The sequence below is a fragment of the Janibacter alkaliphilus genome (assembly GCF_013408565.1).
Classification (GTDB): domain Bacteria; phylum Actinomycetota; class Actinomycetes; order Actinomycetales; family Dermatophilaceae; genus Janibacter; species Janibacter alkaliphilus.
The window spans coordinates 607,956-620,332 of the sequence record NZ_JACBZX010000001.1; the positions used below are offsets into that span (position 1 = coordinate 607,956).

10 protein-coding genes are annotated in these 12,377 nt (G+C 73.7%); 2 read left to right on the forward strand and 8 right to left on the reverse strand.

From position 1 onward, the window contains the following. Positions 1-107 precede the first annotated feature (107 nt). Positions 108-3,833 carry a heterodisulfide reductase-related iron-sulfur binding cluster gene (locus BJY28_RS17000; RefSeq protein WP_179461683.1) on the forward strand — a complete coding sequence of 1,242 codons (3,726 nt, stop codon included), beginning with the start codon at positions 108-110 and terminating at the stop codon, positions 3,831-3,833. A 299-nt stretch (positions 3,834-4,132) separates the two neighbouring features. Here the strand turns inward: BJY28_RS17000 and BJY28_RS02980 are convergent, their stop codons facing one another. Further along, entirely contained in the window at positions 4,133-5,152 is a 1,020-nt protein-coding gene (locus BJY28_RS02980; protein ID WP_179461684.1) for an enoyl-CoA hydratase/isomerase family protein, read from the reverse strand. 98 nt (positions 5,153-5,250) lie between these two features. Here BJY28_RS02980 and BJY28_RS02985 point away from each other — a divergent pair, with 98 nt between their 5' ends. Continuing rightward, positions 5,251-6,246, forward strand: a complete 996-nt coding sequence (locus BJY28_RS02985; protein ID WP_179461685.1) for an endonuclease/exonuclease/phosphatase family protein — start codon at positions 5,251-5,253, stop codon at positions 6,244-6,246. Between the two features lie 6 nt (positions 6,247-6,252). Here BJY28_RS02985 and BJY28_RS02990 read toward each other — a convergent pair whose 3' ends face one another. From BJY28_RS02990 to dcd, 7 genes are all read right to left on the reverse strand, one after another. Beyond that, entirely contained in the window at positions 6,253-7,689 is a 1,437-nt protein-coding gene (locus BJY28_RS02990) for an amidase (RefSeq protein ID WP_179461686.1), read from the reverse strand. 67 nt (positions 7,690-7,756) lie between these two features. Beyond that, on the reverse strand, positions 7,757-9,157 hold the full coding sequence (locus BJY28_RS02995) for an LGFP repeat-containing protein (RefSeq protein ID WP_179461687.1): 1,401 nt from the start codon (positions 9,155-9,157) through the stop codon (positions 7,757-7,759). After that, positions 9,157-9,648: a hypothetical protein gene (locus BJY28_RS03000; protein WP_179461688.1), complete on the reverse strand. Its 492-nt coding sequence runs from the start codon at positions 9,646-9,648 to the stop codon at positions 9,157-9,159. The genes BJY28_RS02995 and BJY28_RS03000 overlap by 1 nt, the downstream gene beginning before the upstream one ends. A 3-nt stretch (positions 9,649-9,651) precedes the next feature. Then, entirely contained in the window at positions 9,652-10,251 is a 600-nt protein-coding gene (locus BJY28_RS03005) for an urease accessory protein UreH domain-containing protein (protein WP_179461689.1), read from the reverse strand. Positions 10,252-10,346: 95 nt separating this feature from the next. Beyond that, entirely contained in the window at positions 10,347-11,195 is an 849-nt protein-coding gene (locus BJY28_RS03010; RefSeq protein WP_179461690.1) for a hypothetical protein, read from the reverse strand. Between the two features lies 1 nt (position 11,196). Continuing rightward, positions 11,197-11,727: a MauE/DoxX family redox-associated membrane protein gene (locus tag BJY28_RS03015; protein WP_179461691.1), complete on the reverse strand. Its 531-nt coding sequence runs from the start codon at positions 11,725-11,727 to the stop codon at positions 11,197-11,199. A gap of 39 nt (positions 11,728-11,766) precedes the next feature. Beyond that, complete coding sequence (gene dcd, locus BJY28_RS03020) at positions 11,767-12,342, reverse strand: dCTP deaminase (RefSeq protein ID WP_179461692.1); 576 nt, start codon at positions 12,340-12,342, stop codon at positions 11,767-11,769. Positions 12,343-12,377 lie beyond the last annotated feature (35 nt).

Here is a 12,377-nt window from a genome sequence, read left to right on the forward strand (position 1 = left end):
CAAGATGGTCTCGCCCCACGAGCCGTGCGGCTCGTTGTGGTCACGGGGTGACATACCCCTCGCCAGGACAGGGGTATGCGTGCGCTTAGCGGATCTACACTGCCCCCATGTCCGCCCTCCAGATCCTCTGCATCGTCATCTCCCTGGGGATCACGATCGTCGGCGTCGGCCTGCTGGTCCGCGCCGTGCGCCACTTCGTGACGACCTTCAAGCTGGGAGCGCCCGACCACACCCGCACCGGGGAGAAGGGGGCACGGACGGTCACCCTGCTGCGCGAGTTCCTCGGGCACACCCGGATGTCCCGGCTGCCGGTGGTGGCGATCGCGCACTGGTTCACAATGGTCAGCTTCGGGGTGCTCTTCCTGACCCTGGTGATGGCGTTCGGGCAGGTCTTCGACCCGCACTTCGTGCTGCCGCTGATCGGCCACTTCGTCCTCTACGAGTGGATCACCGAGCTCTTCGCGGTCACCGGCCTCGCCGGGATCGTCGCGCTCATGGTCATCCGCCAGCGCAGCCACCCGCGCAGCGCCGCCGGCGACGAGGGCCGCCGCTCGCGCTTCTTCGGGTCCACCTTCTGGCAGGCCTACTACGTCGAGCTGACGATCCTGGGCGTCGCCCTGTGCATCACCCTGCTGCGCGGCCTGGAGTACGCGCAGTACGCGGTCGAGGGCTCGGACTACGCCAGCGCGCTGCACTTCCCCTTCACCTTCTGGCTGGGCGAGCTCTTCGGCGGGATGTCCGAGGGCGCCCTGGGGACGGCCATCATCGTCATCGCCACGATCAAGATCGTCATCTCGATGGCCTGGATGATCACCATCTCGCTCACCCCGACGATGGGCGTGGCCTGGCACCGCTTCCTCGCCTTCTTCAACATCTTCTTCAAGCGGCACGCCGACGGGCGGACCTCGCTCGGGGAGCTGCAGCCGATGATGGTCGGCGGCGAGCCCTTCTCCATGGAGGTCATGGAGGAGATGGGCGAGAGCGAGGAGGAGGTCAGCCTCGGCGTCGGCAAGGTCGAGGACTTCACCTGGAAGGGCCTGCTCGACTTCTCCACCTGCACCGAGTGCGGCCGCTGCCAGAGCCAGTGCCCGGCGTGGAACACCGACAAGCCGCTCTCGCCGAAGCTGCTCATGATGACGCTGCGGGACCACAGCCAGAGCAAGGCCCCCTTCGTCGCCGCCGCCCGCGAGGCCACCGGCACCATCGAGAACCAGGGCCCGACCCGGCCGCAGACCGCCGAGGGCGCGACCCACTGGGGCGTCTCGGAGACCACCGTGGCCACCAAGGAGGCCACCGAGGTCGAGACCAGCGACGCCATCGACTGGAGCGGGATGTCGCTCGTCGGCCAGACCGGCTACGACGTCGAGCAGCCGCTGACCGCCTACAACCCGCACGGCCCGGACGCGGTCATCGACGAGGACGTGCTGTGGTCGTGCACCACCTGCGGCGCCTGCGTCGAGCAGTGCCCGGTGGACATCGAGCACGTCGACCACATCGTCGACATGCGCCGCTACCAGAACCTCATCGAGTCGGCCTTCCCGAGCGAGCTCGGCGGCCTCTTCAAGAAGCTGGAGAGCAAGGGCAACCCGTGGGGCATGGGTGCGAAGGCGCGCATGGACTGGGCCAAGGACCTCCCCTTCACCATCAAGGTGCTCGGCGAGGACGTGGAGAGCGCCGACGAGGTCGACTACCTCTTCTGGGTCGGCTGCGCCGGCGCCTACGAGGACCGGGCGAAGAAGACCACCCGGGCGATCGCCGAGCTGCTCGACCACGCCGGCGTCGACTTCGCCGTGCTCGGCAACGGCGAGACCTGCACCGGTGACTCGGCCCGCCGCGCCGGCAACGAGGTGCTCTTCCAGATGCTCGCCGAGCAGAACGTCGAGACCCTCAACGAGGTCGGCGCGACGAAGATCGTCGTCACCTGCGCGCACTGCTTCAACACCATCAAGAACGAGTACCCGCAGCTCGGTGGGCACTACGAGGTGCTGCACCACACGCAGCTGCTCAACCGCCTCGTCCGGGAGAAGAAGATCGTCCCGGTCAACCGCCCCGACGGTCCGCGCAAGTCGACCCTCAAGGACGTCGCCTCGACCTCCGGCACGGTCACCTACCACGACCCCTGCTACCTGGGCCGGCACAACAACGTCTACACCCCGCCGCGCGAGCTCATCGGCGCACTGCCCGGTGTCGAGCTGCGCGAGATGGAGCGCACCAAGGAGAAGTCCTTCTGCTGCGGCGCCGGCGGCGCCCGGATGTGGATGGAGGAGCAGCTCGGCTCGCGGATCAACCTCAACCGCACCGACGAGGCCATCGCCACCGGCGCGGACCGGATCGCCGTGGGCTGCCCCTTCTGCCGGGTCATGCTCACCGACGGCCTGACCGCCAAGCAGTCCGAGGGCGCCAGCGAGGACATCGAGGTCGTCGACGTCGCCCAGATGCTGCTCGCCTCGGTCAAGGAGGCCGAGGTGAAGGAGGAGAAGCCGGCGCCGTCCGGGGAGCCGGCCCCGGCTGCCGCCGCCGCGGCCCCCGCGGCGACCGAGACCGAGGCGAAGGCGGGGCAGCCCGCCCCGTCGACCGAGGAGCCGTCCACCGCGGCCGACGCCAACGCCGCCCCGTCGTGGGAGGACGACGCGTCGGCCAACGCCGCTCCGTCGTGGGAGACCGGCGGCGCTGCCGCTGGCGCCGGTGCTGCCGGTGCCGGTGCTGCTGCTGCGTCGACCACGGCCGACGAGAACGCGGCGCCCTCGTGGGAGAGCGATGCGGGTGCCGCCAACGCGGCCCCCTCGTGGGAGGACGAGTCCCCCGCTCCGGCCGCGACGCAGGCCCAGGGCGACGACGCGGCCAGCGCCAACGCCGCGCCCTCGTGGGAGAGCGACGCGGGTGCCGCCAACGCGGCCCCCTCGTGGGAGGACGAGTCCCCGGCGCCCGCGGCCAAGGAGGCCCCCGCCCAGAGCGACGACGCCGCCAGCGCCAACGCCGCCCCCGACTGGGAGACCGACGCGGGTGCCCAGAACGCGGCGCCCTCCTGGGAGGACAACTCCCCCACCCCCGCGGCGACGGAGGCCCCGGTCCCAAGCAGCGACGCCGCCAGCGCCAACGCCGCCCCCGACTGGGAGACCGACACCGCAGCCCAGAACGCGGCTCCGGACTGGGAGAGCGGCAGTCCGGCTCCCGCCGCACCGGCGGACGAGCCGAGCAGCGAGGCGTCGGCACCGTCGGAGCCCGCGCCGGAGCAGCCTGCCCCGGCGGCCGCCGCCGACGACAGCGTGGCTGCGCAGAACGCCGCTCCCTCGTGGGAGACCGGGGCGCCCGCTGCCCCGGCGGCCGCTGCCGAGGACGCGGAGCCGGAGGCGTCGAGCGACGAGACGGCTCAGGCTGATGAGCCCGCAGCTGCCGCGTCGGCCGACAGCGACGATGACGACAGCGAGGTGGCCTCCGAGGAGCCCGCACCGCAGCCGTCGGCGGCGTCTGACGACCTCGCCGCGCAGAACGCTGCTCCCTCCTGGGAGACCGGCGGCCCCGCGGCTGCTGCACCGGCCCCCGAGGCCACTCCCGCCGAGGAGGCTCCCGCCGAGCCGGAGCCTGCCGCTGCGGAGTCGGAGACCGTCGAGGCGGAGCCTGCCGAGCCGCAGGGCGGGGCCGCGACGGACACCGACGCTGAGACGCCGACCGATGAGCCTGCAGCGGAGGCTGAGTCGGAGGAGACGGAGAAGCCCGCCACGCCCGAGACCGCCTCGACCCAGCCCGAGCGGCCGAGCACCTCTCACCCGGCCCCGGAGGGCGTCGACATCGACGACCTGGCGAACAAGAACGCCGCGCCCGACTGGGAGTGACGCACCGCTGACGAGGGCCCGTACCTGATGGTGCGGGCCCTCGTCATGTGCCGATCGTGGTCGGCTGTGCTGCACCTCTCGGCCGCAAGGCCTCAAGATCCGCCATTCCTCGCTCCCGCTGCGGCGTGATGCCAGGACATGCAGCGCAGGGAACCACCTGGTCGCCCTGCCCGGTCAACCCTCGGGGTGACGGATGCCCCCCTTCCCCCCAACCCCCTAGGGGGCTGGGTCCGCTCACGTTGCAAGTTGAGCGGCTGGGACGAAGGTGAGCGTCTGTCGCGTTCGCCGGTGGTCGCCGGTCAGCCGAGGTAGCGGGCCACCTCGTCGGGGGTGACGTCCTCGACGCGAGCGTGCCGCCAGCTCGGTGAACGGTCCTTGTCGACGAGCTGGGCACGGACGCCTTCGCCGAAGTCGGAGTCGGCGAGCATCGCGGCCGCGATCCGGGCGTCGGTGTCGAGCACCTCGCGCAGCGAGCCCGCCCCGCCGGCCTGGCGCAGCGCGGCCAGCGTGATCGCCACGGACAGCGGCGACTTCGCCCGGATCGTCTCGGCCGCAGCCCTCGCCTCGGGGACGTCCGAGTCCTCCAGCCTCTGCAGGATCGCGCCCGGGTCGTCACCGGCGTAGCCGGCGTCGATCCAGGCGCGCTGCCCCGCCAGTGGCGACGCGGGCGACCGCTCCCCCGCCTCCGGCAGCGTCCCCGACGCGCTCGCCTGCTCCAGCAGCGCGGGCACGTCCTCGGCGGGCACGAGCACGTCCGCCAGGCCGAGGGCGATCGCATCGGCGCCGTCGACCGTGACCCCGGTCAGCGCCACGTGCGTCCCCAGCTCGCCCGGAGACTGAGCCAGCCGATAGGTCGCGCCGACGTCCGGGAAGAAGCCGATCGTCGTCTCCGGCATCGCCAGCGCCGTGCGCTCGGTGACGACGCGCAGGTCGGCGTTCATGCCCAGCCCCACACCACCACCCATGGTGATGCCGTCCATCACCGCGATGACCGGCCGCGGGTACTCCGCGAGCAACGCGTCCAGCGCGTACTCCTCGCCGAAGAAGCGCGCTCCGTCCAGGCCCTCGAGGTGCGCCTGTCGCACCGCGCGCACATCCCCGCCGGCGCAGAAGCCCCGATCCCCCGCGCCCTCCAGCGAGACCACGGCCACGGCATCGTCCTGCGCCCAGGCCTCGAGCTGGGCCTGCATGCCGGCGATCATCGCGCGGCTGAGCGAGTTCAGCGCCCTCGGCCGGTTGAGCAGCACCCGGCCCAGCGCCCCCTCCTGCGCGAAGAGCACCTCGTCGCTGCCGCCCGGTCCTGGTTCGAAGGTCGTCATACCGCCACCCTGCCACGGCCCCTGTGCCCACCCCCTACGCCCACACCTCACCGGACGAGCCGGTCGGCCCGCGCGGCGGCTGGCACACTGACCGTGCCATGGCGACCACCTCCCGACCCCGCGCCTGGGTGCGGTGGTCCCACCGGCTGACGCTCCTGCTGCTCCTCGGCTGCCTGCTGGCGATCACGCCGATGTACCTCGCTGGCGGACGCACCAGCCTCGGGGTCGTCGTCGCCGCGGCGGTCCCGGCGATCCTGCTGGGGGCGCTCGCCGCGGCCTTGGTCAGCATCCGGCACCGCACCTGGTTGCGGCTCGTGCTGCTGCTCGCCCTGCTGTCCACGCAGTGGCCGCTGGCCGACTACGCCGTCGCCGACCCCGGCGCCGACCGGGCGAGCACGCCCACCAGCCCCCAGCTGCGGGTCGCCGCGCTCAACACCCTGTGGGGCGGCCCCGACCTGGACGAGCTGGCCGCGCTCGCCGCCGACCACGACGTGCTCGCGCTGCAGGAGATGCCTCCGGTGCTCGTCGAGCCGCTGACCGAGCGGCTCGGCGACGGCTGGCAGCTCGCCGCCCGGGATCACGACGACTACATCGACGCCGACGCCGCGGTGTGGGTGCGAGACACCTGGCAGGTGGCCGACGCCCAGCCCGTGCCGGACGCCTCGCCCGCCGCCACCGCGCTGACCCTGACCCGCGACGACGCCACCGTCCGGCTCGTCGGGACCCGCCTGCAGAACCCCGCCTTCGGTGCCGCCGACCGCTGGGGCGAGGGCCTGGACGCGCTGGCCGCCACGGCGAGCACCTCGCCCGACCCGGTGGTGATCCTCGGCGACCTCAACGCCCCACCCAGCGCGGTCGCCTTCCGCCGGTTCCTCGACGACGCCGGGCTGGCCGACTGCCCGGCCCAGCTGGGCAGCGGCTTCCCGGGCACCTGGGGGCTGGGTCGTGGCCCGGACGTCGCCCCGGTCCCCATCGACCACGTCCTCGTCGGCGGGCCGGCCGGCACCCGGGCGAGGTGCACCGCCTTCGCTCCGCGGGCGGTCGAGGGCACCGACCACCGGGCGGTCACCGCCACGGTGACCGTCCCGCGCTGAGGTCGCTCAGTCCTGGATCCGGGCGAAGGGGGCGGCAGCCTCCAGCTCGAGCGCGAGCTCCAGCAGCACCCGCTCCTGGCCGCGCCGGGCGGAGAGCATGACCCCGATCGGGCGTCCTTCCGCGGTCTGCCCCAGCGGCAGCGAGATCGCCGGCGCGCCGGCCGCGTTGTGCAGCGGGGTGAAGCCGACGTAGCTGCCCAGCCGGGAGAAGTGCTCGGCGAAGGGCAGGTCGCCAGCGAGGTGGCCGATCGGCGGGGTGGTGTGCGTCAGCACCGGGGTGAGCACGACATCGACGTCGCCGAAGCGCCGCTCGTACCCGGCGCCGACCGCGGCCAGCCGGGCCAGCACCAGCGGCATCTTGGGCAGCCGGCGACGCATCCGCCCGGAGAGGCCCAGGGTCAGCGGGTCGAGCGCCGCCGGGTCGAAGTCGTCGCCGAACATCTTCCGCCCGCCGCGGTGGATCGCGAAGGCGAGGAAGGACCAGTAGTCCTCGAAGTCGTCGCGGAAGAAGCCGGGAACGGCCGGCTCGTAGCCCTCGACGTCGTGCCCGAGACCGCCCAGCAGGTCCACCGTGCGATCGACCGCGGCCCGGGTCTCGGCGTCGGTCGGCGGCGCCACCGGCGAGTCGTGAGTCACGCCGACCCGCAGCCGCCGGGCGCCGGGACCCTCGACGAGACCGATCGGCGCCAGCCGCGGGTTGCGGTAGCTGCGCTCCAGCCCGGCGAAGGCCCGGGCGACGTCACGCACCGACCGGGCGAGGACACCGTCGCTGACGACGTTGATCGGCGCCGAGGAGTGCGGGTCGCCGAGCACCCTCCCCCGGCTCGCCTTGAGCCCGACGAGACCGCACGCGGCGGCCGGGATGCGGATGGATCCGCCGCCGTCGTTGCCGTGGGCGATCGGGACGGCGCCGGCGGCGACGAGCGCGGCCGACCCGCCGGAGCTGCCCCCGGAGGAGTAGCCGGTGTGCCACGGGTTGCGGGTGACCCGGCCGTCCGGGTACTCGGTGGTCGCGGTCCAGCCGAAGGGCGGGCAGGTGCTGCGGGCGAAGGGCACCACCCCGAGGTCGAGCAGCTGGCGGACGAAGCCGCCGTGGCGGCTCTCCGGGCGGTGCGGCACCGCGGCCGAGCCCATCGTCGTCGCCTGGCCGGCGACGGTGACGTTCTCCTTGATCACCGTCGGTACCCCGGCGAAGGGGGCGGCGCTGGCCGCCGCACGGTCGATCAGCGACCGCGCCGTCTCGACCTGCATCTCGGAGACCGCGCCGAGCTCGGCGACCCGCTCGGTGCGCGCGAGGGCCGCCTCGAGCACCTCGCCCGGGCTGACCTCGCCAGCACGCAGCCGCTGCGCGACACCGGTGGCGTCGAGGTCGCCGAGGGCGTCGTCGGTGACGGCGTGCACACGGTGTCCGGTGGGGGCCTCATCCAGGGCGGCGTCGCTCATGGCTCGCACGCTACCTGTCGGTAGCCGCCGCCTGCGGCGATCCGCGCGAGACCGACCGACAGCGATCTCAGACGACGAGCGTGCCGCCCTCGAAGGTGCACTGCCAGCGCCCGTCCGAGCGCTGCACGGTGTCGCTGACCGGGTAGCCGTAGCGGCCGACGTGCCCCCGCTCGCGCAGCCAGGCGGCCAGCACCGGCTCGAGCACCGCGTAGGCCGGGCCGTTGCCGATCGCCCAGGTCTGCCCCTCGTAGAACCGCTGCCGCGAGCCGCGCGAGGTGGTCAGCGGGTTGGTCGCGGGCGGGCCGAGGGTGCCGGTGGCCCGGCCCAGGGCGGCCCACTTCTCGTGGTGCACGCCGGTGACGTAGCGGGCGTCGCCGCCGCTCCAGTTCTGGCAGATCGCCCCGCCCTCGAAGCGCTGCTGGTAGCCGCTGTTGAGGACCTTCGAGCGACCACCGGTCGGGTAGCCGAGCGGACCGGCGCCCCGGTCGAGGTCGGTCCACAGCTCGTAGGCCTTGCCGTGCACCACCCGCAGGGTGGCCCCGGCGGGCGCGGCGACGGCCCCCTTCTGGAAGCGCTGCACGCTCCCGGTGGAGCCCTTCCACTCGTGGGCCACCGGGTAGCCGAGGGTGGGCACCGAGCCGACGGTGGCCATCGCCCGCACGACGTCCTGGGTCACGGCGATGCCGGTGCGGTTGCCGCGGTCGTAGATCCGGCCGCCGCTGTAGGAGACGAAGGTGCCGTTGCCGACCCCGACCGAGCGGACCGGGCCGATGGAGTAGCCGAGGTAGGACTTCTGCTCGCCCATCGCGTAGTAGCGGGCGGCGATCGGGCCCCACTGCGGCAGCCGGGAGGTGCTGTGCTCGGAGGTGCGGTTGTCCACCAGGCTGGTGGTCGTGCAGTTCTCCCACTCGTAGGGCGGGGTGCAGCTGACCACCCGGCAGTGCACGCCGCCGCTGCAGGAGACCTGGGTGTTGCACTGGCCGTAGCGGAAGGCGTTGCAGCAGATCCGGCGACGGTCGCAGGTGGCGCTGGAGCCGGTGCCGCAGGAGCAGTTCCAACAGCCGGAGTTGCAGATGCCGTCGCTGCAGCCGCTGGTGCAGCCGGTGCAGCGGGCGTTGCAGTCGACGATGTAGCGGTAGCGGCCGCCGCACCAGGACGAGCCGGCGGCCTTCCACCAGCCGGCGGCGAAGCTGCCCTCGGGGCAGGCGTTGCGGCCGGAGTTGATCGTCGCGCAGAAGACGGTCCAGCCGCTGGAGGCGGTGTTGCCCGGACCGCAGATCGAGTCGTAGGCCCGCACCGGTCGCAGCGCGTAGCCCTTGGGGTCGGCGACCAGCGCGGAGCCGGCGACGGCGGAGCCGACGAGGAAGCTGCGCCGACCCACGCCGGGCAGCCGGGAGGCGATGGCGTCGATGAGCCGGGCGCTGGCGGGGGCGGTGGCGGTGGGAGCGCTGGGCGCGGTGCCGGCCATCAGCTCACCCCGCCCGAGACGCGCAGCCCGGTGGCGGCGGTGGCCAGCCGGGGGACGGTCGCCATCCGTCGGGAGTGGGCGCCGACGACGGCGTAGAGGCAGAAGGCGCGCCCGTTGTCGCTGAAGAAGTGCTGGCAGGCGCTGCGGCCGGGGATGTAGCGGGCCATCCGGTTCGGCGAGAACTGCGAGGGAGCGAGGTTGGGCACGCCCTGCTTAGCGAAGAGCCCACGGTCGGCGACGTCGCTGCCGTAGTCGATGAGCGCGAGGAAGACGTCGGATGAGCCCATCGCGGCGACCAGCTCGCCGCCGAAGTCACCGAGGTCGTCCGGCAGGGACCGGCTGGCCATGTGCAGCACCGGTCGGGCCACCTCGCGGGCGGTGGAGGCGGACCCGCTGGTGGACGCGGCGGCCACGGCCGGACGCTTGCGCACGCGGGCCTGCCAGCCGTCGGGCACCTGCGCCCGGATCCCGTACCTGTCGATGGTGCTCATGGCTCACCCCGTGAGTGCGATGGCGGTCAGCGCGGCGCCGGCCAGGAGCAGGACCGCACGGGCCAGCGTAGCCACGGGCGCCGCCCAGGTGGTGAGTCTGCGGAAGGTGTCGTGCAGCGCCTGCGGGGTCTGCACCCCGCGCACCAGCAGCAGCGGCAGCGCTCGGACCAGCCCGAAGGTGGCCCCGACCAGCGCCCCGGCCCACCAGGAGCCGGTGAGCAGCTCCAGCAGCAGCACGGCGTAGGTGGTGGTGCTCGTGATGATCGTGACCACGCCCAGCCCCAGCTGGAAGCCGAAGCCGGTGCCGGTGACCCACCCGCGGTAGGTGCCGATCCACCCTTCGTCGACCTGGCGGTGCCAGGAGGGCACGGCGTGCCCGCCGGCGCGGGTGTCCAGGACGGCGCCGAGCACGAGCAGAGCGGCCATCGTCAGCAGCACCACGGGGTGGGTGAGCAGCCCGTGGGGCAGCAGCGAGCCGAGGCCGCCGAGCAGCAGGCCGACGAGGGCGCCGGCGAGCAGCGAGGAGAGGATGTACGCGGTGGTCACGACCGACCACCGGGCGCCGCGGGCCCGCTCACCGAGCGGGCTGATGCTCGAGAGCATCGACTCGCCTCAAGGGGACCAGGTGGCGCGCACCGCGGCGACGACCGCCATCGGCACCCCGAGCAGGAGGCCGATGGTGGTGGGGTCGGTGAGGGTCACCGGGGGTGGTCGCCGCGCGCTCGGGAGGCGTCGGTCCGGGTGCCGTCGGGGGCGCCGTCGGAGCCCGGGCGACCCGGCTCCGGGGCCTGATCGACCGGCTCGGGGTAGAGGCTCTCGTGGTCCGGCCCGATACCCGCCGCCAGCAGCTCGGCGTCGACCGAGACCGGGTCGTCCCGGTCGCCGCGACCCTCGACGTCGCCCTGGGCGACGCGGTGCTCGTGGTCGGCGACGGCCTGGCCCATGAGGTCGCTGACCTGGGCCCACGAGGTGGCCGAGCCCTCGCCGACGATCTCGCCGCGGTCGACGTAGACGAAGTAGGGCGAGCCCGGGATGTCCTGGGCGTCCCAGGCCTCGGTGGAGCGCAGCAGCGGCGGGCCGCCGGCGGCGACCTTGGCCAGCTGGCTGGGGCTCTCCTCGTCGTCGCCCTTCGCCACGACGAGCATCCGGGCGCCGCCGGGCACCTCGACCGGGCCGCGCAGCTCCTCCCAGAAGGTGGCGCACACGTGGCAGCCGGTGGTGAGGAAGGCGAGCAGATGGCGCCCGTCGGTGAGGTCGACGCTCTGCTGCTCTCCCTGCATGCTCAGCCCGCGCACGGTCTCGACACGGGCGTCGTCGGGGCGCTGCGGGGCGATGACGCCCTGCTCCAGCTCGACCGGGACGGGGCCGGGGCCGCCGCCGCTGCTCGTGGTCCCGGCGGTCTCCTCGAGGTCGAGGCCGGCGCCGAGGTCGTGCAGCGAGCGCAGGATGAGCGCGTGGCTGCGCAGCAGCCCGAGGACGAGCACCGAGAGCAGGGCGACCGCGAGCAGCAGCACGATCACCAGGGTGGTCAGGACAGCGGTCGACATCTCAGGCCCTCCTGGCCGATCGGGCGGCGGCCGCGGTGGCCGTGGGCAGGACGGCGACCGCCTGCCAGAGCAGGAAGCCCAGCAGCGCCGCGGCGAGCACGGTGACGGTCGCCGGGCCGGCACCGGCGGCCCACCAGGCCTGCTCGGTAGGCGCGATCGCCACGATCAGCGCGGCGGCGGCGACCAGGCCGGTCGCGGCGGCGTGCCCGCGGGTCGGCGGGGTGTCTACCTGGCCGAGGCAGCCGCAGGACTCCACGACGCCGCCGCGGCGCAGGGCGAGCAGCACGAAGCCGGTGAAGCCGGCGTAGAGCAGGCCGGTGGCCAGCGCCGCCCAGCGGCCGGGGCCGAGGAGCGCGGCGAGGCCCACGAGGACCTCGACGACGGCGAGCGCGCGGACCAGGGCGGGCGAGGACGGCAGCCCGGCCGAGCGCATCCCGCGCACGGTGTCGCGGGGGTCGGCCACCTTCGGCAGGCCGGCGACGAGCAGCAGCACCGCCCCGGCGAGGACCAGCGGGAGCAGCCTCTCAGACATCGGCGTGGTCAGGCATCAGGGTGCTCAGACATGGGCGTGTCACACCTCGGAGCGGTGGAACTTCTCGAAGCTGCGGCTGGCCGTCGGGCCGCGCTGACCCTGGTAGTGCGAGCCGTAGGCGGAGCTGCCGTAGGGGTGTTCGGCGGGGCTGGTGAGCCGCATGAAGCAGAACTGACCGATCTTCATCCCGGGCCAGAGCATGATCGGCAGGGTCGCGACGTTGGAGAGCTCGAGGGTGACGTGCCCGGAGAAGCCGGGGTCGACGAAGCCGGCGGTGGCGTGGGTGAGCAGCCCGAGGCGACCCAGCGAGGACTTGCCCTCGACCCGCGCGGCGAGGTCGTCGGGGAGGGTGACCGTCTCCAGGGTGGAGCCGAGCACGAACTCCCCCGGGTGCAGGACGAAGCCCTCGGCCGGGTCGACCTCGAGCAGCCGGGTGAGGTCGGGCTGGTCGGCGGCCGGGTCGATGTGCGGGTACTTGTGGTTGTCGAAGAGCCGGAAGAAGCGGTCCAGGCGCACGTCGACGCTGCTCGGCTGGATCATCGCCGGGTCCCACGGGTCGAGGACGATCCGACCGGCGTCGGTCTCGGCGCGGATGTCGCGGTCGGAGAGGAGCACGCGGTCACCCTAGCCCTGGTCCGCGCCGGCCGTGC

Bases quoted from the DNA above. Each gene is read 5' to 3' on its own strand.
- BJY28_RS03015 (WP_179461691.1), bottom strand. From the start codon at position 11,727: ATGTCTGAGAGGCTGCTCCCGCTGGTCCTCGCCGGGGCGGTGCTGCTG.
- BJY28_RS03000 (WP_179461688.1), bottom strand. From the start codon at position 9,648: ATGAGCACCATCGACAGGTACGGGATCCGGGCGCAGGTGCCCGACGGC.
- BJY28_RS03010 (WP_179461690.1), bottom strand. From the start codon at position 11,195: ATGTCGACCGCTGTCCTGACCACCCTGGTGATCGTGCTGCTGCTCGCG.
- BJY28_RS02980 (WP_179461684.1), bottom strand. From the start codon at position 5,152: ATGACGACCTTCGAACCAGGACCGGGCGGCAGCGACGAGGTGCTCTTC.
- BJY28_RS03005 (WP_179461689.1), bottom strand. From the start codon at position 10,251: ATGCTCTCGAGCATCAGCCCGCTCGGTGAGCGGGCCCGCGGCGCCCGG.
- BJY28_RS02990 (WP_179461686.1), bottom strand. From the start codon at position 7,689: ATGAGCGACGCCGCCCTGGATGAGGCCCCCACCGGACACCGTGTGCAC.
- BJY28_RS17000 (WP_179461683.1), top strand. From the start codon at position 108: ATGTCCGCCCTCCAGATCCTCTGCATCGTCATCTCCCTGGGGATCACG.
- BJY28_RS02985 (WP_179461685.1), top strand. From the start codon at position 5,251: ATGGCGACCACCTCCCGACCCCGCGCCTGGGTGCGGTGGTCCCACCGG.
- BJY28_RS02995 (WP_179461687.1), bottom strand. From the start codon at position 9,157: ATGGCCGGCACCGCGCCCAGCGCTCCCACCGCCACCGCCCCCGCCAGC.